The organism is Glaciimonas sp. PCH181 (assembly GCF_003056055.1).
Taxonomy (GTDB): domain Bacteria; phylum Pseudomonadota; class Gammaproteobacteria; order Burkholderiales; family Burkholderiaceae_D; genus Glaciimonas.
The window spans coordinates 878,260-900,810 of sequence record NZ_PYFP01000001.1 but is presented as its reverse complement, the minus strand read 5'-3'; the positions used below and the strand labels follow the sequence as shown (position 1 = coordinate 900,810).

19 protein-coding genes are annotated in these 22,551 nt (G+C 48.8%); 18 read left to right on the top strand and 1 reads right to left on the bottom strand.

The window, feature by feature from the left end; all coding sequences use genetic code 11:
- Window positions 1-26: 26 nt before the first annotated feature.
- Window positions 27-1,088 (bottom strand): DNA-binding protein, encoded by a 1,062-nt coding sequence (locus C7W93_RS04000; protein ID WP_108438860.1) that lies wholly within the window; start codon window positions 1,086-1,088, stop codon window positions 27-29.
- Window positions 1,089-1,387: 299 nt separating this feature from the next.
- On the opposite strand from C7W93_RS04000, the gene C7W93_RS03995 reads away from it, so the two are divergent.
- The 18 genes from C7W93_RS03995 (at window position 1,388) to C7W93_RS03910 (ending at window position 22,523) form a co-directional block, all read left to right on the top strand.
- Window positions 1,388-2,371 carry a tyrosine-type recombinase/integrase gene (locus C7W93_RS03995; protein WP_108440468.1) on the top strand — a complete coding sequence of 328 codons (984 nt, stop codon included), beginning with the start codon at window positions 1,388-1,390 and terminating at the stop codon, window positions 2,369-2,371.
- Between the two features lie 207 nt (window positions 2,372-2,578).
- Complete coding sequence (locus C7W93_RS03990) at window positions 2,579-3,451, top strand: DMT family transporter (protein ID WP_108438859.1); 873 nt, start codon at window positions 2,579-2,581, stop codon at window positions 3,449-3,451.
- Window positions 3,452-3,716: 265 nt separating this feature from the next.
- On the top strand, window positions 3,717-5,117 hold the full coding sequence (gene leuC / locus C7W93_RS03985) for a 3-isopropylmalate dehydratase large subunit (protein WP_108438858.1): 1,401 nt from the start codon (window positions 3,717-3,719) through the stop codon (window positions 5,115-5,117).
- Window positions 5,118-5,140: 23 nt separating this feature from the next.
- The gene (locus tag C7W93_RS03980; RefSeq protein ID WP_108438857.1) at window positions 5,141-5,263 is read left to right on the top strand and encodes an entericidin A/B family lipoprotein; all 123 of its coding nucleotides are present in this window, start codon (window positions 5,141-5,143) and stop codon (window positions 5,261-5,263) included.
- Window positions 5,264-5,321: 58 nt separating this feature from the next.
- A complete protein-coding gene (gene leuD / locus C7W93_RS03975; RefSeq protein ID WP_108438856.1) occupies window positions 5,322-5,969 on the top strand; it encodes a 3-isopropylmalate dehydratase small subunit in 648 nt (215 codons plus the stop codon).
- A 127-nt stretch (window positions 5,970-6,096) separates the two neighbouring features.
- The gene (gene leuB / locus C7W93_RS03970; protein ID WP_108438855.1) at window positions 6,097-7,167 is read left to right on the top strand and encodes a 3-isopropylmalate dehydrogenase; all 1,071 of its coding nucleotides are present in this window, start codon (window positions 6,097-6,099) and stop codon (window positions 7,165-7,167) included.
- A 94-nt stretch (window positions 7,168-7,261) separates the two neighbouring features.
- Window positions 7,262-8,395, top strand: a complete 1,134-nt coding sequence (gene asd, locus C7W93_RS03965) for an aspartate-semialdehyde dehydrogenase (protein ID WP_108438854.1) — start codon at window positions 7,262-7,264, stop codon at window positions 8,393-8,395.
- A gap of 288 nt (window positions 8,396-8,683) precedes the next feature.
- Window positions 8,684-11,473: a FimV/HubP family polar landmark protein gene (locus tag C7W93_RS03960; RefSeq protein WP_225869742.1), complete on the top strand. Its 2,790-nt coding sequence runs from the start codon at window positions 8,684-8,686 to the stop codon at window positions 11,471-11,473.
- Between the two features lie 173 nt (window positions 11,474-11,646).
- Window positions 11,647-12,465, top strand: a complete 819-nt coding sequence (gene truA, locus C7W93_RS03955) for a tRNA pseudouridine(38-40) synthase TruA (RefSeq protein WP_108438853.1) — start codon at window positions 11,647-11,649, stop codon at window positions 12,463-12,465.
- A 110-nt stretch (window positions 12,466-12,575) separates the two neighbouring features.
- A complete protein-coding gene (locus C7W93_RS03950) occupies window positions 12,576-13,244 on the top strand; it encodes a phosphoribosylanthranilate isomerase (RefSeq protein ID WP_108438852.1) in 669 nt (222 codons plus the stop codon).
- 66 nt (window positions 13,245-13,310) lie between these two features.
- Window positions 13,311-14,573, top strand: coding sequence for a tryptophan synthase subunit beta (gene trpB / locus C7W93_RS03945; RefSeq protein WP_108438851.1), 1,263 nt, complete (start codon window positions 13,311-13,313; stop codon window positions 14,571-14,573).
- Between the two features lie 138 nt (window positions 14,574-14,711).
- Window positions 14,712-15,509: a tryptophan synthase subunit alpha gene (gene trpA, locus C7W93_RS03940; protein WP_108438850.1), complete on the top strand. Its 798-nt coding sequence runs from the start codon at window positions 14,712-14,714 to the stop codon at window positions 15,507-15,509.
- Window positions 15,510-15,621: 112 nt separating this feature from the next.
- Window positions 15,622-16,494, top strand: coding sequence for an acetyl-CoA carboxylase, carboxyltransferase subunit beta (gene accD / locus C7W93_RS03935; protein WP_108438849.1), 873 nt, complete (start codon window positions 15,622-15,624; stop codon window positions 16,492-16,494).
- A 90-nt stretch (window positions 16,495-16,584) separates the two neighbouring features.
- The gene (folC, locus tag C7W93_RS03930; protein ID WP_108438848.1) at window positions 16,585-17,913 is read left to right on the top strand and encodes a bifunctional tetrahydrofolate synthase/dihydrofolate synthase; all 1,329 of its coding nucleotides are present in this window, start codon (window positions 16,585-16,587) and stop codon (window positions 17,911-17,913) included.
- 80 nt (window positions 17,914-17,993) lie between these two features.
- The gene (locus C7W93_RS03925) at window positions 17,994-18,974 is read left to right on the top strand and encodes an SPOR domain-containing protein (protein WP_108438847.1); all 981 of its coding nucleotides are present in this window, start codon (window positions 17,994-17,996) and stop codon (window positions 18,972-18,974) included.
- A 111-nt stretch (window positions 18,975-19,085) separates the two neighbouring features.
- Entirely contained in the window at window positions 19,086-19,574 is a 489-nt protein-coding gene (locus C7W93_RS03920) for a CvpA family protein (RefSeq protein ID WP_108438846.1), read from the top strand.
- A 109-nt stretch (window positions 19,575-19,683) separates the two neighbouring features.
- On the top strand, window positions 19,684-21,195 hold the full coding sequence (purF, locus tag C7W93_RS03915) for an amidophosphoribosyltransferase (RefSeq protein ID WP_108438845.1): 1,512 nt from the start codon (window positions 19,684-19,686) through the stop codon (window positions 21,193-21,195).
- 74 nt (window positions 21,196-21,269) lie between these two features.
- Window positions 21,270-22,523, top strand: coding sequence for a cystathionine gamma-synthase family protein (locus C7W93_RS03910; RefSeq protein WP_108438844.1), 1,254 nt, complete (start codon window positions 21,270-21,272; stop codon window positions 22,521-22,523).
- The last annotated feature ends 28 nt before the right edge of the window (window positions 22,524-22,551 follow it).

Sequence of the window (22,551 nt, the reverse complement as noted above, 5' to 3'; positions counted from 1 at the left end):
GCTAATTTTTTCAGCGCATCGGTTACTTAGCTCAGTTTAGATTCGGTCGGAGTCGGAATCATCAATGCTTGGGCCTGTAATGTGGCCCGTTCTTGCAGCAAACTACTTTTTTCCTCACGTAATTTTTCTAATTTGTCCTCTGCGTCCTTAATACGTTCTGTCAGCATCGATTTCTCCTTTTCTTCTACAGCAAACCGCATGCGCGCCGCATCAAGCGTTTGCTGGGTCGTTACGAGCGTGTCTTTTAGCGCGGTGCGATCAGAGCGCAACTGCGCTACTTGATACGACAACTGACTATGTTCCTTGCTGATTAACACGGCTTGTTGACGCTCGCTATTGAACGCTTCTTGTAATTGCCCTAGCTCCTCGCGCAGCAAAGGAAGTTGTTCTAGCAATGCTTCCTGCTGCACTATTTTTAGCTGCTGCGCGCTGCATTGCTGTCGACTGCTCGTCAATTCTTGTTCTGTTCGCATCAATCGCTGCTCAAATCCGCTGCGTTCTTCGGCGCGTTGCAGTGTGCTGGCCTGTTGATAATGCTCGAACTGCGTCCGTGCATAAGTTAATTGCTGATTGATCGTTGCAATTTCAGCTGCACGGTCTGACAGGCGATTATGCAAACCGGCATTTTCAGCTTGCACTGTTGCCAACGTTAGATTTAGCCCTCGTTGTTCTGCGCGCAGCTGTTCAAATACCTGCTGGGCGCGCGCGGCGTCCTCGGTCAAATGGGCGTTCGTTTCAGCGGCGGCCGTATTTTCTTCGTGCTGGCGCTGCAATGTTTCCGCCATCGCATCCAACTCTAGCCGATGTGCCTCTTGTGCCTGCTCCATTCTTTGCTCGACATTGGTTTGCAGATTGTCGTACACGGTTTTCATTGCATCGATGAAGGCTGGCGGGATGCCGATATCGATGCTTCCAATCGTTCCTTGCTGCTCTGCCTTCCACCGTTTTAAGAGCGGGGCGAGGGTGCTTTTGCTGCCGGTACTCCCTAATTCTTCACGTACGTTATCAACAGTGGGATTTTTGCCCTCAGCGGTTAATTTAACAGCAGCCTGCAAAACGTCAGAATACAAAATTCCAATGCGACCCATTTTTTATCCTTTAGTAACATATTACATGATACGTAATATTATCTTAAATTATGATATTTAATAACATTAATTTTCTAATTTATAACATTCGATAATGTATGTTATCGAATGTTATGTTTGGTATGATGGCGCTGCTTGCTGTAATGCGTATTACGGTGTGGTTTGGATGAAAAAACAGTCTTCAAAAATTGGGGCTCTAAATTTTTGAGGCAACGGACTTGGCGCGTTGGGTTTGGTATTTATGCGATACCGCTTTTTTATAATAGAGATGAGGTTCAGGTTAGATGAGCGATGACCGTATGAAGATCCGCATTAACTCTAATCAGGCGTTGATTGAGAAAGCGTCGCCCAGCGCGCAATCAATCGACGCCTGGCAACAGCAGCATCGTGAGTTTCTGGCTGCTGCTACCTCCGATAACACGCGTAAAACGTATCGCTCGGCGATTCGCCATTATTTGGAATGGGGTGGGGTTTTGCCGGGGGATGAGGCGACGATTCTTCGCTATCTGCTGGGGCATGCTGAGTTGTTGAACCCGCGGACATTGGCCCTGCGTCTGACGGCGTTATCGCAGTGGCATAGTCAGCAGAATTTCCCCGATCCGGCCGCAACGCCGACTGTGCGTAAAACATTGCTCGGCATACAGCGTAAAAATGGTCAGCCAGCACGCAAGGCAAAAGCATTGCCTGTAGAAGATATGGCGTTAATTGTGTCGGCATTGCAGAAACTTGGAACGCTGAAAGCACTGCGTGACAACGCGCTGCTGCAGATTGCTTACTTTGGTGCGTATCGGCGCAGCGAGGTGGTACAGCTTCAAGTCGAACACATTACTTGGGAGCCAGAGGGATTGCTGCTAACGTTGCCGCGCTCCAAGACGGATCAAAAAGGCGAGGGCGTGATTAAAGCAATTCCGTTCGGCGATCAGACTTGCTGTCCCCCGACGGCTTTGCGTGCCTGGATAACTGCGGCAGAAATTACTTCCGGACCACTATTTAAAAGCATTAACAAATGGGGGCAAATTGGTGAGGAGGCTATGCATGAAGCTAGCCTGAACGGTATTTTGACTGCAGCCGCCATGTTGGCCGGGTTGCCCTATGTGCCGCAATTAAGTAGTCATAGCCTGCGGCGCGGAATGGCGACCAGCGCTTATCGTGCCGGAGCACGTTTTCAGGATATAAAACGGCAGGGAGGCTGGCGTCATGACGGCACAGTGCAGGGCTATATCGAAGAAGCAGGGCGTTTTGAGGAAAATGCGGCTGGTCATTTGCTGCGACGAAATAAGTAGGGCGGTTAGGTGGGGATTATTGCTAATCTGATTAAAATTTGCCGATACCGTCGATTTGACTGTAGATATTAGTCTTTGTTGCTGTGTCCGAATTTGGCCAGACTGGGCAATACGATTTCATTACAATCTTAATTGCTGGCAGACTTTTGCATCTTTCCTTGCCCTTTTGCCGAACGTACAACTTCTCTCGAAACTCCTCCGCGAAAAATGAATATTCTCGAACTCCTATTATTAGCCGCAATTTGGGGCGCTTCATTTCTCTTTATGCGAATAGGTGCGCCGGAGTTTGGGCCGGTCGCCTTAATCTTTTTGCGAGTGGGAATTGCCGCGGTGGTTCTCGCACCTGCGCTGCGTTCGGCTAGCGCACGCCAGCATTTCAGGACAAAGGCCTTGCCATTAATGGTGGTTGGCGTTTTCAATTCAGCGCTGCCGTTTTGCTTGTTTGCTTACTCAACGCTTTACGTTAATGCGGGTTTTGATGCGGTTTTAAATGCGACAACACCGCTATGGGCAGCGCTGATCGCGATGGCATGGTTAAAAATCCCGTTGGGCAGAGTGCAGGTGGCTGGTTTATTGATTGGATTAATCGGCGTAATTATCTTGGTGTGGGACAAAATCGACGGTGGTCTGCCAAGTGTGTGGCTGGCGACTGGCGCAGCGTTACTGGCAACGCTGTTGTATGGCTATTGCGTCAATTATTCTAAACAACGTTTAGTGGGTGTGCCCCCGTTCGTTGTCGCTTTCGGAAGTCAATTCTTTGCCACAATCGTATTACTTCCATTTGCCTTGTTTTATTGGCCGACGGAGGCGATTTCTGCGTCCTCCTGGTATTCGTTACTGGCGCTGGGCGTAGTGTGCACGGGTTTTGCCTATATTCTGTATTTCAGACTGATTGAAAATGTCGGTTCTGCATATGCGGCATCCGTCACCTTTTTGATTCCAATCTTCGGCGTAGTCTGGGGTGCCATTTTTCTGCGGGAAGAAGTAACGCAGACGATGATGATTGGCTGTCTGGTCGTGTTGGTGGGGACCGCTCTGGCGACGGGAAAAATAAAATTTTCGCGGTTTGCGCGCCTTTGATTTAAGTAGTTGATGCAATGGGGAGCGGGCGATTGCTTGTTATTTTGCCACTTAAACAGTGCGGCGGCATTGCCATAAATTACGTATATATAAGCTGATCGATGTTTGGTCGAGGAGTGCGAACTCTCTTTATTGGCGCAAATCGCAGTTAATGGGCGATGTTTTTATGTCACTTTGCCGCATGCAACCGAAATTTGAACCCCACAACTATGGCATAATCCGAGGCTAATCCCACCGTTTAGCGCGTCCTTGTACGCGATTGATCATGCTCAAAACTCTTTACGACAAATTATGGGAATCTCACGTTGTCCATGCCGAACAGGATGGCACAGCGATTCTTTATATTGATCGACATTTATTACATGAAGTGACTAGCCCACAGGCTTTTGACGGTCTAAAGCTGGCTGGACGGACGCCATGGCGCGTTCCAGCTAATCTGGTCGTCGCTGATCACAACGTTCCAACGACTGATCGTGCGCACGGGATCATTGATCCGGTCTCGCGCCTGCAAGTCGAAACATTGGATGCGAACGCCAAACAGTATGGCCTGACTTATTTCGGTATGAATGACCTGCGCCAAGGGATCGTGCATGTAATCGGACCTGAGCAAGGTGCGACGCTGCCAGGTATGACGGTGGTATGCGGCGATTCACATACTTCTACGCACGGCGCGTTTGGTTGTCTGGCGCACGGTATCGGCACCTCTGAAGTTGAGCATGTACTGGCTACTCAGACGTTATTGACAAAAAAATCCAAGTCGATGCTGATTCAGGTTGAGGGTGTGATCCCGAATGGCGTGACCGCAAAAGACATCGTATTGGCGATAATCGGCCAAATCGGGACTGCTGGCGGCACTGGATATGCGATTGAATTCGGTGGGGCAGCAATTCGTGCGCTTTCGATGGAAGGCCGGATGACAGTCTGCAATATGGCTATTGAGGCTGGCGCCCGAGCAGGAATGATTGCAGTGGATGACACGACGATTAACTATGTTAAAGGTCGTCCGTTTTCGCCAGTCGGCCCGCATTGGGAGCGCGCTGTCAGTTATTGGCGCACCTTGCACACCGATGTCGGTGCTAAGTTCGACTTGGTGGTCACATTAAATGCTGCTGAGGTCAAGCCCCAAGTTACTTGGGGTACGTCGCCTGAAATGGTCGTGGCGATCGATGGCCGTGTACCTGATCCAGACAAAGAAAAAGATCCAACCAAGCGCGATGGCATGGAAAAAGCGTTAGCTTACATGGCGCTGAAACCAAATACCGCGATAGAAGATATTCGTATCGATAAAGTATTTATCGGTTCCTGTACCAACTCACGCATTGAAGATTTGCGTGCTGCCGCGGTCGTAGTACGGGGAAAATTCCGTGCTTCTAACGTTAAGTTGGCGATGGTGGTGCCAGGTTCAGGACTGGTCAAAGAACAGGCAGAACGCGAAGGCCTGGATAAAATTTTTAAAGATGCTGGTTTTGAATGGCGGGAGCCTGGTTGCTCGATGTGTCTTGCGATGAATGCAGATCGTCTCGAGCCTGGTGAGCGTTGCGCATCAACCTCAAACCGCAATTTTGAAGGTCGTCAGGGTGCTGGTGGACGTACTCATCTGGTGAGTCCGGCGATGGCCGCGGCGGCCGGTATTGCCGGTCATTTTGTTGATATTCGTTCGCTCTAGTCCTATCTTTTAATATCAAAAATATGAAAAAAATCATTACTTTATGTGTTTTTGCTGCCGCTGCCACGTTGATGGCTGGCTGTAATACGTTTCAAGGTTTCGGCAAGGATGTCGAACACGTAGGCGAAAAAATTCAGGGAAAGTAAATCGGTTCGCCAGCGCTTGTGCTGGCGTCTGAATGGCCCCTATTTTGGAATAAATGTCATGAACAAATTTACCGTATTAGATGGTTTGGTGGCACCGCTGGATCGTGCCAATGTCGATACCGATGCCATCATTCCGAAGCAATTCTTAAAATCCATTCTGCGGACTGGATTTGGACCGAACCTGTTTGACGAATGGCGTTACCTGGATCATGGCGAGCCGGGCATGGATAATACAAAGCGCCCAATAAATCCTGATTTTGTGCTGAATCAAGCGCGCTATCAGGGAGCCTCTGTTTTATTGGCACGAAAGAACTTCGGTTGCGGCTCCTCACGTGAGCATGCGCCATGGGCTTTGGATCAATATGGTTTTCGAACCGTGATTGCGCCTAGCTTTGCCGATATTTTCTTCAATAATTGCTATAAAAATGGTTTGCTACCGATCGTTTTGCCAGAAACCCAAATTGACCGTTTATTTGACGAAGTTAAAGCGTTCCCCGGATTTCGTTTGATTATCGATTTGGAAAAACAACTGGTCACGACTGCGAACGGCGATGTTGCCTATCCATTTGAAGTCGGTGAATTCCGTAAGTATTGTTTGCTGAATGGTCTCGATGATATTGGCTTGACTCTACGTCAGGCTGACAAAATCCGCGAATTCGAAGATCGCCATTTATTTGAACAACCATGGTTGGCAAATACGATTTGATGCGATAGAGGGTGGCGCATTACATTAATGCGCCGCTATACGTGAAACCACATTTGTACGATGAAATCGGGCTCGTTAATCATGCGTCTGCGTTCCAGCGTTTTTTGAACTTAATTATTTACAAAACATGAAAATTGCAATCTTGCCTGGCGATGGTATCGGTCCTGAAATTATCGCCCAAGCGGTCAACGTCCTGAACGCGTTAGACGAAAAATTCACTCTGGAAACTGCCGCTGTCGGCGGTGCTGGCTATGCTGCGCATGGTCACCCGTTGCCAGACGCAACACTAAAATTGGCGAAAGAAGCGGATGCGATTTTGTTCGGTGCGGTCGGTGATTATCAATACGACTCATTGGAACGCTCATTGCGTCCAGAACAAGCGATTCTGGGCCTGCGTAAAAATTTAGGGTTATTTGCGAATTTGCGTCCGGCGATTCTGTATCCCGAGTTGGCTGGTGCATCAACACTTAAACCAGAAATCGTATCCGGTCTGGATATCCTGATTATTCGCGAATTAACTGGTGACATTTATTTCGGTCAGCCACGTGGTGTGCGTACTGCACCTGATGGTGCCTTCAAAGGCGAGCGCGAAGGTTTTGATACCATGCGCTATGCCGAGACGGAAATCCGTCGCATTGCGCATGTAGCTTTCCAGACTGCGCTTAAACGCGACAAGCGTTTGACCAGCGTGGATAAAGCTAACGTACTTGAAACCTTTCAATTCTGGCGTGATATTGTTACTGACGTTCATAAAGAATATCCGGATGTCGCGTTGGAGCATATGTATGTCGATAACGCGGCGATGCAATTGGTGCGCGCACCTAAGAAATTTGATGTAATCGTTACTGGTAATATGTTTGGCGATATTCTGTCGGATGCTGCGGCAATGTTGACCGGATCCATTGGTATGCTGCCATCAGCATCGTTGGATGCAAATAACAAAGGGTTGTATGAGCCTTCGCATGGTTCCGCACCAGATATCGCGGGCAAAGGCATTGCCAATCCTTTGGCGACGATTTTGTCCGCGGCAATGATGCTGCGTTACTCTCTGAATAAGGCTGAGCAGGCTGATCGGATAGAAGCGGCGGTCAAGAAGGTGCTTGCGCAGGGTTTGCGTACAAGCGATATCTACGAAGCTGGAACGACCAAAGTCAGCACTAGCGAAATGGGTCAGGCAGTCGTCAAAGCGTTAGCTTAAGCTGGCGTAGTTACGCCTGAAGAAATGTTTTTTTGAGTTGTCATAGTGTGTATTGGTTACGGGAGTTTCCCCGTTCATGTGTTAGGGAGTGATGATGAAACTGGTTGGTTTAGTCGGTTGGCGAGGTATGGTTGGTTCTGTTCTGTTGCAACGTATGCAGGAAGAGGGCGATTTCGCCCATATAGAACCGGTATTTTTTTCAACTTCAAATGCGGGAGGAACTGCGCCTGCGTTGGCAAAAAATGAAACAACGTTAAAAGATGCCAACGACATTGAAGCGTTAAAAAAATGCGACATCATTATTACCTGTCAAGGCGGCGACTATACCAGTGACATTTTCCCGAAACTGCGTGCATCGGGCTGGAACGGTTACTGGATCGATGCGGCGTCTACGTTGCGGATGAAAGAAGATGCCATCATCGTTCTTGATCCTGTGAATTTAGATGTCATTAAAAATGGCCTGACACGGGGCATTAAAAACTACGTCGGCGGCAATTGCACGGTGTCGTGCATGATGATGGGATTAGGCGGATTATTTCAGCACGATTTAATCGAATGGATGACCTCGATGACATATCAGGCAGCATCCGGTGGTGGTGCGCAACACATGCGTGAATTATTGACGCAATTTGGCGCAATTAATGCCGAAGTTAAATCGTTGTTGGATAATCCAGCAGCAGCGATTCTGGAAATCGACCGTAAAGTGTTAGAAAAGCAGCACAGTTTTTCTGCTGATGAAACCAAGCAGTTTGGCGTGCCGCTGGCAGGTAATCTGATTCCGTGGATCGATAAAGATCTGGGTAATGGTCAGTCTAAAGAAGAATGGAAGGCTGGCGCAGAAACCAACAAAATTTTAGGGCGCGGCGAAGGATTTAATAGCGACAAAGCCCCGATTCCTATTGATGGTCTATGCATACGTATTGGTGCGATGCGTTGCCACTCACAGGCGCTCACGATCAAACTTAAAAAAGACGTGCCGCTGGATGAAATTAACGACATCATCTCTAGTAATAACCAATGGGTAAAGTTAGTCGACAACAATCGTGAAGATTCAATGCGAGATCTGACCCCAGCTGCCGTCACTGGCAGCCTGACTATTCCCGTTGGCCGCTTGCGCAAACTGGAAATGGGTGGAGATTATTTGTCGGCATTTACGGTCGGCGATCAATTACTGTGGGGTGCGGCAGAGCCATTACGCCGCATGCTGCGGATTGTTCTCGATAAGTAAATTAACTAAATTATGAAAATATTCGTCTTTTATTGACGAATGAGCGGTATAAAAAGGTTGTTTTTCAAGTACGCGAAATAAACTGACCAGACTTATTTTAAGAATATGGTCTGGTTGATGTTTGCAACGTAGCCCGCTGATATTCGCCATTGCGAATTTTTAGCGGGTTTTATTTATCTAGTGGCGCTTATGCGGCCGCTAGCTCAACGTTGATATTTTGAAACTTCTGGAATAACATTGACAAAACGCAAGATTTATTTTTAACTTATGCGAACGGAAAAAGGTCCCATGCCATATAACAAGAGATTAAATCCATCTAGCAAATTTATTTCAGCTGGCTTAAAAACACTGAGCTCAGCCGTTATTTCTGCGGTGGTATTAATGTCCGGAGCGCATGCCGCAGGTTTCGGAAAAATCACGATTTTGTCGTCCTTGGGGCAGCCGCTTCGTGCCGAAATTGAACTGACCTCTGTGGCCAAGGATGAAGAGTCGCAATTGGTGGCGAAATTAGCCTCTGCTGACGCTTATAAACAAGCCAATATTGAATTCAATCCGGCTTTATTATCGTTACAATTTTCGATTGATCAGCGTGGGGCACGCAAATTTGTTCGCGTAACATCCTCTCAGCCGATAAATGAACCATTTGTCGCGGTGTTGATTGAATTGGGCGGCTCCAAGAATCGGGTTTTAAGGGAATACAACGTATTGCTTGATCCAGCGGATGCGCGGTCAACGCAATCTCCGCAGATTACAGCGCCTGCACGTGCAGCTGCATCAGTTTCTACAACGACTTCATCTTCTACAAAAACGACTACGCTGCCATCTGGCGCGCGCAATGATCGTACGCCTTCTCCTTCTGTAGAAAAAAAAACAGCGCAAGCTGACCGTGCCGCAGGCTCTGCGACTAAGCCTTCTGAGGCTGGCGGGGGAAAGAGTAAGCCCGGTGATACAGATTATCGCGTGAAGAAAGGCGATACACTGTTTCGCATCGCGGTAGATAATTTGCAGAACGGTGTATCACTCGATCAAATGTTGTTGGCGATGTATCGCGGTAATGAACGTGCATTTATCGATAAGAATATCAACCGTCTGCGTAGCGGCCAAATTCTCGCCATTCCCGATGCTGATACTGCGCGCAGTGTTCCGCGCGCAGAAGCTTCTAATGTAGTTTTAGGTTTGTCCAAAGATTTTCACGGATATCGCAATACGCTGGCGACCCAGACAGCAGCCGCGTCACCACGCGAGGCAACTGAGGCGAAACAAAGCGGTGGCGGAAAAATCAGCGCTAAAGTGCAAGAACAGGCTAATCCTGCGAACGATGCTAAGGACAAGCTGAAACTATCGCGCGCTGGCGATATCGCTAAACCCGATGCTAACCCAACGGCCGCTGCGGTTGCTGCCACCGAAGAGAAAATAGCGCGTGAAAAAGCAGCAGTTGAAGCTAACGCACGCGTTAAGGAATTAGAAAAAAATATCATGGACTTGCAAAAGGTTCTTGATGTGAAAAGTAAGAACCTGGACGAGTTGCAAAAGCAAACTAGCAGCATCGGCAAGACTTCGCCGCCGGTTGCTCCCGCTACTCCACCTGCCGCAACTGGCAGCGCGACAAGTGCTGCGGTAGCAGCAGCTACGTCAACACCTAATCCTGCAGCAGTTGCATCAAATGCCAGCAGTGCAACAACCACTGATGCGGCAGCCTCAGTGGCGGCGTCAGACGCCGCACCGGCAGCTGTTGTTACGTCACCAGTAGTGGCGGTCGCTGCTAAACCAGTTATTAAGCCAGCCGCGCCGAAAGCAATTCCTGAGGCACCTCCAGAATCCAGCTTTATTGATAGCGTGACCGATAATCCATTGTTACCCGCTGTTGGTATCTTGGCGCTACTTTTGGCAGGTTTGGGTATTCATCGGTTTCGTCGTAAAAAACAGCAAGCATTTCTGGATAGCGGCGGCGTACCGTTAACCGGTTCAGGATTAAAGTCGAATTCGCTATTTGGTTCAACAGGCGGTCAAAGTGTCGATACCAAAAATAGTATATTCAACTCAAGCTTTGTACCATCCGTCAGCAGTCTTGATACAAATGTAGATCCAGTTGCCGAGGCTGACGTATATATAGCCTATGGACGCGACGTGCAGGCAGAAGAGATTCTGAAAGAAGCATTGCGCAGCCAACCCAATCGCCATGCCATCCGGGTTAAATTGCTAGAAATTTATGCTACGCGGAAAGATGTTCGCGCTTTTGAAATTGTCGCTAGCGAACTTTATAGTCTTACCAATGGTGTCGGCGAAGAATGGCAGCAAGCCATTGCTTTAGGTGCAGCTGTAGATCCTACAAATCCGCTTTACGGACACGGTATGTTGACGGAGCAGGTCGTTGCTAAAGCGGCTTCTATTACGGCCCCAACGCAGCCGTTGGACGGACTTGATTTCAATGCATTGAATGCAGTCACCGAGCCTTATGAGCCAAAGAGTAATTTTTTGGAGTCCAAGCAGCCTGAGGCGACGGAGTTATTTGCACCGTTGAGTGCTGACGAGTTATCACATAAGGCCGAAGCATTGATTGATGGCGCACAAGATTTGGATTTGCATTTTAAAGACGCAAACAAATTCTCGTCGCTAAATACAGATGCGGTGAACGTTCCATCGGTGCCGGAATCGACAAAATCCGTTCTGGAGTCGCTTGATTTCGAACTAGGCAATAATGGGTCACAGGCGCCGCACTTTAGCCTTCCATCTGCTTCTTCAACTGAAAAGCTTATTGATCCAAGTATTAGTGCTCGAACCAAGACGATTGAGCATGTTACTGCCCCTGTTGCATTGGCTAGTCCGCTGGAGTTTGATCTCTCTGGAATGGATCTTGATTTGGGTGATATCGTTGAAAAATATGTGCCAACCAAAGATGTTGCATCCAAGGCAAATGTTGTCAGTAATGCTGAAATGGCAACTAAGCTTGATCTTGCTGTCGCTTATCAGGAAATCGGCGATAACGAAGGCGCACGCGAATTGCTTGAGGAGGTCTTAAAAGGTGGGGACGTTGCACAAGTATCAACGGCTAAAATATTGTTACAAAACCTCGCGTAACACATTAAGTTTGCATCTTAATTGCCAGCAGTTAGCATCTAATTAACTATTGGCAATTGACGGGCGCGGCGTTATGCTTGCGCCCGTTTGTCTTTTTAGCATTATGCTGGCGGTAAATCGTAAAGGGCTATTCTCAGCTCACAAAGTTGCGATATTTTTGAAGTGGAGTTGGTTTGAAGCGAATCGTTCTCGGGGTACAGTATGACGGAACCCCTTGGCGGGGATGGCAAACGCAACCGGACGGCAAGACCGTACAGGACAAGTTAGAGTTCGCCTTGCAGAAATTTACGGAAGGCAAGGTGTCGACCATTTGTGCCGGGCGCACCGATGCAGGTGTACACGCGCTTGAACAGGTGGTGCACTTTGATACACTATTGGCACGCGATTTGTCATCCTGGGTACGTGGTTTGAATGCTTTCTTGCCGTCATCAATTGCAGTGCGTTGGGCTTGTGAAGTACCTTATTTCGCAGCCACGGCGCACGTTGATGGCAACCAGCAATTTCATGCGCGCTTCAGCGCTACTGCGCGCACTTACCATTACCTGCTGTATAACCATCCCGTGCGATCGCCGTTAATGGTAAACAAAGTCGGATGGGCATTTCGACCGCTAAATCTTGAAAATATGCAGCAGGCCGCAGAGCATTTTGTTGGGACGCATGACTTTTCGGCGTTTCGTGCCATTGAGTGCCAGGCGCGCTCCCCGATACGGACTATGCATGAACTTAGCATTAAGAGTAGCGGTGATTTAATCGTGTTCACGTTGCGCGCCAACGCGTTTCTTCATCACATGGTACGCAATATAGTTGGGGCTTTAGTTTTTGTGGGCAATGGTAAGCAAGCACCTGATTGGATAGTTGATCTGCTCTTGCAAAAAGATCGAAGTCGCGCTGCGCCGACCTTTATGCCGGATGGACTATATCTAGCGAAGGTTGAATATGATCAAAAATGGAACCTGCCGCAACAACAGTCCGCAATATTGCCTTGGCTGTAAAAGCAAAATCAGTCCTCATGTAAAGAAACATGTGGAGCAGCGCATAGACCGCTAAATTTCTGGCAATTACAGGATTTGGTGTCATATCTACTTTTTTATCCATCGACAAAATGAATCAACGTACCCGAATCAAAATTTGCGGCTTGACGCGTGAGCAGGACGTCGCAGCGGCGGTTGCCGCTGGCGCAGATGCGATTGGTTTCGTTTTTTATGGAAAAAGCCCGCGCTATGTCTCGCCACAACGAGCGGCAGAGCTGATAGCCGGATTGCCGCCTTTCGTTTCAGCCGTAGGATTATTTGTTAATGCAACGCCAGAAGAGGTTTCTGCAACAGTCTCTATCGCGCCATTGTCATTATTGCAATTTCATGGTGATGAAGATGTTTCGCAATGTCATGCAGCTGCTAGCCGCGTAAATCGGCCTTTTTTACGTGCAATGCGCATAGGAACCGCAACAGTTGCTGGCGATTTGATAGAATGCGATGTAAATTATCGTTCAGGTAGTCGGCTTTTCGCCGGTTTGTTGCTCGATACCTTAGTTGATGGTTATGGTGGCAGTGGAAAGGTCTTTGATTGGTCTCTAATCCCAAAAGAACTCGCGCCTCAGGTCGTTTTAAGTGGTGGCTTGAGCGTACAAAACGCGACTGACGCGGTGGTCCGCGTTCGCCCTTATGCGGTCGACATCAGTAGCGGTGTCGAACAAGAAAAGGGTATCAAAGATCCCGCCAAAATACGTGCCTTTATTGATGCGGTGCGTCAGGCGGATGCCACTACCGATTGATTGCGAGAGATATTTGCGCACATTGGGTGAAAAACACCGTCAATCAGCCATTTAAGAGAGAAACAAATGAAAGAATTAAATCCGCTTGAGCATTATGCCGAGCGTCAGGCACTTGCTACCGCGACCTTGCAGCAATCTGCACAATACAATCTGCCGGATGCAAAAGGCCACTTCGGAATGTACGGCGGTAGTTTCGTTTCAGAAACGCTGACGTTGGCGCTTAAAGAATTAAAAGAAGCCTACGCACATTATCAGCACGAGCCGGTTTTTTTAGCAGAATTCGAAAGCGAGCTAAAACATTTTGTAGGCCGTCCTAGTCCTATCTATCACGCAAAACGCTGGTCCGAACAAATGGGCGGCGCACAAATCTACTTCAAGCGCGAAGACCTGAACCATACAGGTGCCCATAAAATTAACAACGTAATCGGTCAGGCCTTACTCGCCAAGCGTATGGGCAAGCCGCGTGTCATTGCAGAAACAGGTGCAGGTCAGCATGGCGTAGCCACCGCCACAATTTGCGCACGATTCGGCTTGGAATGCGTCGTCTACATGGGCAGCGAAGACGTCAAGCGTCAGAAGCAAAACGTTTACCGAATGAATTTGCTTGGTGCGAAAGTGGTGCCTGTCGAATCTGGTTCGAAGACGTTAAAAGATGCGTTGAATGAAGCGATGCGGGATTGGGTCACCAACGTTGAAGATACTTTCTATATTATAGGCACGGTTGCTGGCCCTCATCCTTATCCAATGATGGTTCGTGATTTTCAGTCTGTGATTGGCGAGGAATGTCTGACCCAAATGCCGGAAATGACCGGCCGTCAACCGGACTATGTTGTTGCGTGTGTAGGCGGCGGTTCTAATGCAATGGGTATTTTTTACCCTTACATTAACCACCACGATGTCCGTCTTATCGGTGTTGAAGCTGCAGGCGAAGGATTGGACAGCGGCAAGCATTCCGCGTCCCTGACAGCAGGTTCTCCGGGCGTATTGCACGGCAATCGTACTTACCTGCTGCAAGACGAGAATGGTCAAGTCATTGAAACCCATTCAGTTTCAGCTGGCCTGGATTATCCGGGCGTTGGTCCTGAACATGCCTGGTTGAAGGATTCTGGTCGCGCCTCTTACGAAACTATTACCGACGACGAAGCACTGGCCGCATTTCATACTTGTTGTCAGATCGAAGGTATTATCCCCGCCCTGGAATCAAGTCATGCGCTTGCCTACGCGGCTAAATTGGCGGCGACGTTGCCAAAAGATAAAATCATCCTCGCCAACTTGTCTGGCCGCGGTGATAAAGATATGCATACCGTTGCCGAACGTTTGAAATTGTGATGTCGTCTCAGCGATAGAGGCTCGGCCTGGCAGCGACCTACCTTGTTTTTGGTGTGTCGCTGACAGTGCTAATACTCTGATCCATTGCACTCACCCAATCAGCCTACGCATAGCCCACGAATATTACCTAAGACAAACATGTCACGAATCCAGTCTACGTTGGCCGCATTGGCCGCAAATAACAAAAAAGGCCTCATTCCGTTTATCACGGCGGGTGATCCCGATCCTGAACTGACCGTACCGTTAATGCATGCGCTGGTGGCAGGCGGTGCTGATATTCTCGAATTGGGGGTGCCGTTCTCCGATCCAATGGCCGAAGGTCCGGTAATTCAGCGTGCGTGCGAACGCGCGCTTAAATTCAATGTAAGTTTGCACGATGTATTAGGTTACGTACGCACGTTTCGTCAGACAAATACCGATACGCCAGTGGTGTTGATGGGTTACGCCAATCCACTTGAACGCATGGGCGTTGATGCTTTTATCAGTGCGGCAAAAGAAGCTGGTGTCGATGGCACCATCGTCGTTGACTATCCGCCGGAAGAATGCGAAGAATTCGCCCATAAAATGCGTGCTAACGGTATGGACCCCATCTTCTTATTGGCTCCAACGTCAACTGAAGAGCGTATTCAGCAGGTAGCAAATGTCGGCGGTGGATTTGCTTACTATGTGTCACTCAAAGGCGTGACTGGTGCTGCAAATATCGATATCGTTGAAGTCACCAAACGCATTGCAGCGATCCGCAAGCATGTTAAATTGCCAATTGGTGTGGGTTTCGGCATCCGTGATGCAGCTACAGCGAAAGCCGTTGCACAGGTGGCGGACGCGGTTGTCATAGGTAGTCGTATCATCCAGGAGCTAGAAAACACACCGCGTGAGCATGCAGTTGCTGCAGTGCAGACGTTCATCAGCGGTATACGTAAAGCGCTGGACGAATAGTTGTGAAAATAAACAGGAGAAATGCTATTGGCTAACAAACAGCGATTTACTATCGCTGTTTTTTGGTTGAAGGTACAATTCGGCAAGTAAAAAATATGAAGGAGGTCGCTCTATGAGTTGGCTTGAAAAACTACTCCCCCCACGTATCCAACGCAGCGATTCAGCGACACGCAAGTCTATCCCTGAAGGACTTTGGGTTAAATGTCCATCCTGCGAAGCTGTGCTCTATAGGACCGATCTGGAATCCAATATCCACGTCTGCCCAAAGTGTAGTCATCATCTGCGTATTCGCGCCCGTGATCGTCTCGATGCTTTGCTGGACGCCGGTGGCCGGTATGAAATCGGTCAGGAAACATTGCCGATTGATACCCTCAAATTCAAAGATAGTAAAAAATACCCTGATCGCCTTAAAGCGGCGATGGAAGCCACCGGTGAAACGGATGCTCTCATTGTGCTTGGCGGCGCGATTATGACGTTGCCTGTTGTAGTTGCCTGTTTTGAGTTCGAATTTATGGGTGGCTCGATGGGTTCTGTAGTGGGTGAGCGGTTTGTTCGGGGCGCGCAAGTCGCGTTGGAGCAAAAAGTGCCATTTATCTGCATTACAGCGACCGGCGGCGCGCGGATGCAAGAAGGTTTACTGTCGTTGATGCAAATGGCAAAAACCACAGCGATGCTGACTAAATTATCGGAAAAGAAATTACCGTTTATTAGCGTGCTGACCGATCCGACCATGGGCGGCGTATCCGCCTCATTTGCGTTTATGGGCGATGTTGTAATCGCCGAGCCAAAAGCGTTGATCGGCTTTGCCGGACCACGCGTGATCGAAAATACTGTGCGTGAAAAATTGCCTGAAGGCTTCCAGCGCGCTGAGTTTCTAGTCACCAAAGGTGCGGTTGATATGATCGTGGATCGACGCAAAATGCGTGAAGAAATCGCGCGTTTGTTGGCCTTGTTGCAAAATCAAACGGCTGAAACGCTGGCTTGATATTGCCTGACCTTGCATAACGTTATTAGCCTGATGAATAGCCCGAATCGTTAGCTGTTCGGGCTATTGTTTTTGTTAAATGAGTATCGAATGCCTACACCGTTGACCACGCCAACCGCTTCTAGTAAACCGACCACTCTCGACGAATGGCTGTTATTACTCGAATCGCGCCACTTTAAAACCATCGATATGGGCCTGGATCGGGTCAAATTGGTTAAAGAGCGATTAAATATCCAGTTTGGTTGTCCGGTTATCATGGTAGCCGGAACCAACGGCAAAGGGTCGACCTGTGCGATGCTGGAATCAATGCTGCTACGCGCCGGTTATAAAGTTGGCTTATATATCAAGCCGCATTTTTTACTCTTCAATGAGCGGGCGCAATTGAATGGCGAATCTGCATCGGACGAGGCGCTGATTGCCAGCTTTGAGGCAGTGGAAGCACAACGCGGCGATGTCTCTTTAACGTATTTTGAATTCACCACTTTGGCGATCATGCATTTGCTGGCATCGTCAAATCTGGAAGTTGTGATTTTGGAAGTCGGTCTTGGCGGGCGTCTGGATGCCGTCAATGTGATAGACGCAGATATCGCAATCGTCACTAGCATCGATATTGATCACACTGATTATTTAGGCGATACCCGTGAAAAAATCGGTTTTGAAAAGGCCGGTATTTTCCGTGCGGGCAAAACCGCTATTTGTAGTGACCCGGTGCCGCCGCAGTCATTGATTGATCATGCCAACGCCATCGGCGCTGACTTGTGGTTGTTGGGACGCGATTTCAACTACACCGGTGACAAGCAACAATGGAATTATGGCGGACGTGGACAACGTCGGAATTCCCTCGGTTATCCTAGTCTTCGTGGCGCAAATCAATTATTGAACGCTTCAGCCGCATTAGCCGCGTTAGAGGCGCTACGCAATCAATTGCCGGTGAGTGCGCAAGAGGTTCGCACCGGCTTGGTAACGGTCGAATTGCCAGCCCGTTTTCAAGTGATGCCTGGTCAACCTTTAGTTGTGCTGGACGTTGCCCACAATCCACATGCATCGGCGACGCTAGCCCAAAATCTCGACAATATGGGTTTTCATCCCTATACGTACGGCATATTTGGTGCGATGTTGGATAAAGATATCGAGGGCATTGTGGCGCAACTAAAAGGCAGAATAGATCACTGGTGCGTGACTGACCTGCCATTGCCACGCGCGGCCACGGCCGAGCAATTGCGGCAACGTTTAGTGGCTGCCGGGGTCAAGGTCCAGGAGGGCGCATCAGCGGAATCGACTATTCAAAGTTTTACAACTCCCGCAGAAGCCTACGCAAATGCGCTAAGCAGGGCGGGTGAGAATGATAGAATTGTGGTTTTTGGATCTTTCGTGACCGTTGCTGGCGTGATGGAAGCTAGAAAATCCGGACTTCACTGACAATGTGCGCTGTGATGTATTGCATTTCCGTCAATGTTCCAATGTTCCAATATTGCACTTTCACACTAAATCGGTAACGCATGGGCTTGTTCTCTTTCCTCCGTAAAAATAAGCAACAGCCTGGCTCTGAGCAGAGCGCCTATAATTCGCGTTCAGCAGAGGACACAAGCGCCATACGCGCCAGCAGGAAACGTAAAAACCCCAGCAACGAAGCCGTCGATCCGGTTCTTCCAGAAAAAAAACGTGCGCGACGTCGTTTGGTCGGGGCCGTAGCGTTGGTGCTAGCCGTTGTAATTGTCTTGCCTATGGTGCTGGATTCCGAACCGAAGCCGTTGGCAGATGATATTGCCATCCAGATTCCTTCGCGTGACAAACCAACATCTGCATCCTCCTCGGCAGCAGCATCTGTTGCCGCTAGCGTCGGCAATGGTCTGGATCAGCAAGAGGAAATCATTGATCCGGCGAGTTCGCCTGTATCGTCCCCAAGCCCTTCAGCCACTCAAACGCAAAGTGCGCCTGCGACACCGAATGCAGCAGCTCCGGCACCATTAGCGCAGACTTCCAGCAATAACGTCAATTCAGTCGTACCGCCCACTGCGCAAGCAAGCGCCGATATCAAACCAGAACCTAAACCTAAAGCTAAACCAGAAACCAAGCCGAAAACAGAGGCGAAGGAAGAGCGAAAGCATACGCCTGAACCTAAAGCCATCGTTACAGCTGAGGATAGCCTCGATGTAAGCGACGCTGAAGGAACGAGCGATTCAGCGCGTGCTGCCGCTATTTTAAATGGCAACACAAATGTAGCAAACCACGCATCCGCTGAGAAAAAATCAGCAAAATTTGTTATTCAGGTCGCGGCGCTGGCATCGCAAGAAAAAGTCGATGAATTGCAGGGAAAGTTAAGAGATGCAGGAATTCGCTCTTATACGCAAAAGATAAAAACGGCTTCTGGTGAACGTATCCGTATCAGAGTCGGCCCCTTTAATAGTAAAGAAGAGGCTGAAAAGGCCCGTGCCAAGCTAGCGCCGCTGGGTTTAGCGGGCAGTTTGATTCCAACTTGAATATAATGCCGACCAGCCTCATATGCCTGGCTTAAGGTAGTTTAGTAATTTGCAGCAGAGAACACCCAAGCGAATTCGGATTAATGATTTTTGATAGGTTCCAGAGGCAGTGTGACGATTTTTGATTACCTAGTATTGTTTGTGCTGATTTGTTCAGTCCTGATCGGCACCTTACGCGGGTTGGTCAAGGAAATTCTGTCTTTGGCAAGTTGGGTTATTGCCTTGTTTGTTGCGAACGCCTACGGCGAAAGTCTGGCAGTATTGCTTCCTGACGTCATACCTGGTGCCGTAACGCGATTGATTGTGGCATTTCTAGCACTATTTATAGGTGTCAGATTGCTAATGATGTTGTTAAGCATGGTATTGGATGGACTGGTCAAGGCAACTGGCCTGAGCGTCGCCGATAGGGGTTTAGGAGGCTTGTTTGGGCTTGCACGAGGCGCGGTAATTGTTGTGGTGGCAGTATTAGTCTGTGGCACAACAGCTATCCCAAAACAGTCATTTTGGCGCGATGCAGAGTTAAGCCCGCTTGCAGTCACTGCGGCAAATACTGCTTTGCCCTTCTTGCCGGAAGCATTTGCACAGCATGTAAAGTTTTAGAAGGCACTTTGATCCCCGAATTTGTAGCATTTGTCTTATTTGTTCTCGTTTGTATCGCTTGTATTGCTTCCTCGAAATAGTTTCGAATTGTTTTATTTAGGAGTCCACCATGTGTGGCATAGTCGGCATCGCCTCTCACAACCCCGCCAATCAACTGATCTACGATGCATTGCTGCTGTTGCAGCATCGCGGTCAAGACGCTGCGGGAATCGCAACCAACCAAGGTAACGGATTCTTTATGCACAAGGCCAATGGCTTAGTGCGTGACGTTTTTCGGACCCGCAACATGCGTTCTTTGCCAGGTAATTTTGGTATCGGTCAAGTACGCTACCCAACTGCCGGAAGCGCTAGCGCAGAAGAAGCGCAACCGTTTTACGTCAATGCGCCATTCGGTATCATTTTGGCGCATAACGGTAACCTGACCAATGCTGAACAACTTAAAATTGAGATGTTCAAAAATGACCGTCGGCATATCAATACGGATTCTGATACAGAAGTCTTGCTGAACGTGCTAGCGCATGAAATCCAGCAAGCCACTATCGGTTATTCGCTTGATCCAGATGCACTGTTCAAGGCCGTCGCAGTGGTTCACCAACGGGTTCGTGGCTCGTATGCTGTAGTCGCGCAAATCGCCGGTCACGGTTTGTTAGCATTCCGCGATCCTTACGGTATTCGTCCGCTGTGCATCGGTATTAATGAAACCGACAAAGGTACAGAGTATGTCATCGCCAGCGAGTCGGTCGCTCTTGAAGGTCTGGGATTCCGCTTCTTGCGCGATGTCATTCCCGGCGAAGCGATTTTTATCGATATCGAAGGCAATCTGTACAACCAGCAATGCGCCGACAATCCGACATTGAATCCATGTGCTTTTGAGTTCGTATATCTGGCACGTCCTGATTCCATCATTGATGGTGCTTCGGTCTATGCTACACGCCTGAAAATGGGTGAGTATCTGGCTGATAAGATCAAGCGCGAATTCTCTAGTGGCGACATCGATGTGGTCATGCCGATTCCTGATTCGTCGCGTCCGGCAGCTATCCAGCTGGCACTTAAGTTAAATATCGAATATCGCGAAGGATTTATCAAGAATCGCTATATCGGTCGCACCTTTTTGATGCCGGGACAAGCAATACGTAAAAAGTCGGTACGCCAAAAGCTCAATGCGATTGGATCTGAATTCAAAGGCAAGACTGTGCTGCTGGTGGATGACTCTATCGTCCGAGGCACAACTAGCCGTGAGATCGTTCAGATGGCGCGTGATTCCGGTGCTAAACGGGTGATTTTTGCTTCGGCAGCGCCTCCGGTTAAGTTTCCAAACGTCTACGGGATTGATATGCCGACGCGAGGCGAATTGATTGCTTATGGTCGTACCGATGAAGAGGTTTGCCGCGAAATTACCGCTGATGCCTTGGTATACCAGGACATTGATGCATTGAAGCGCTCGATTTCGGATGTTAATCCGGCATTGAAAAATTTTGAAGCTTCTTGTTTCGACGGTCATTACATCACTGGCGATATTTCACGCGACTATCTGGATCGTATCGAATTTGTGCGAAACAATCCGAAGGCTGAAATTGAAGATGGTGTGCGTTCGCAACTGAATCTCGCAAATTTTGAGTGATTGTAGTCAGGAACCGGCCCGATAACTCGGGCAGGTTCCGTTTTCGATAGAATCAACTGGAACCTGTGTGGACCATGAGTAATACAGAAAGCAAAAAAAGCTACGGATTTACTACGACAGTCGTGCATTGCGATCGCCAAAAAACCATTGAGCATGGTTCTTTGCATAAGCCGGTGCACACGTCGGTAACGTACGGATATAAAGATGCGCGCCAGTTAGCCGAAGTGTTTCAGGGACGCGCTCAAGGTTATCGCTATGGTCGGCAAGGCAATCCAACCGTGTCGGCGCTGGAAGATAAAGTCAATGTGATGGAAGGTGGTTATGCCACTATCTGTTTCGCCACGGGCATGGCAGCGATTAGTGCTGTGGTGCAGGGCTTATTACGTGCTGGTGACCATGTAGTCTCGACGGCGTTTTTGTTCGGTAACACCGCAAGCGTTTGGCAGACTATCCAAGGCCAGGGCATCAATGTCTCGATGGTGGATGTAACGGATATTGTGCAAGTAGAATCTGCTTTAACGCCGAATACGCGCATGGTATTCGTGGAAACCATCGCCAATCCACGCACACAAATTGCAGATTTGAAGCGCATAGGCGAAGTATGCCGTGCGCGCGGTATTTTGTTTGTGGTTGATAACACCATGACTTCGCCGTATTTGTTCCAGCCAAAAGTCGTTGGCGCGAGTCTGGTGATCAACTCGCTGACAAAGTCGATAGGTGGCCATGGTAATGCGCTCGGTGGTGCATTGACCGATACAGGCTTGTTCGATTGGGGCCAATATCCCCATATATTGGATAGCTACAAAAAGTTTCCAACAGTGCAATGGGGGATGGCGCAGATTCGTGCAAAAAGCTTGCGTGACTTTGGCGCTTCGATTGGCCCTGAAGCTGCGCATCATATTGCCGTCGGTGCAGAAACAATGGCATTGCGTATGGATCGCAGTAGCGCCAATGCGCTGGCCGTAGCGACAATGTTAGAAGCTGATCCACGGGTCGCTGCTGTGCATTATCCTGGCTTGGCATCGCATCCGCAGCATGCATTGGCAAGCGAGTTGTTCCGCTCGTTTGGCTATTTGCTGAGTTTTGAGTTAAAGCCAGAGCTTGATTGCTTTGATTATCTGAATCGGATGAAGCTGGGTATTTCAGCGACGCATCTGGGCGACAACCGGACGTTGGTATTGCCGGTCGCTCATACCATTTTCTATGAAATGGGCCCTGAAGCGCGCGCGCGGATGGGGATTTCCGATTCGCTTATTCGGGTATCAATCGGCATTGAAGACACCGATGATCTGGTGGCTGACTTTAAGCAAGCCTTAGATCAGAACTAAATAAGAATAAATATTTTCATCCCAGTGT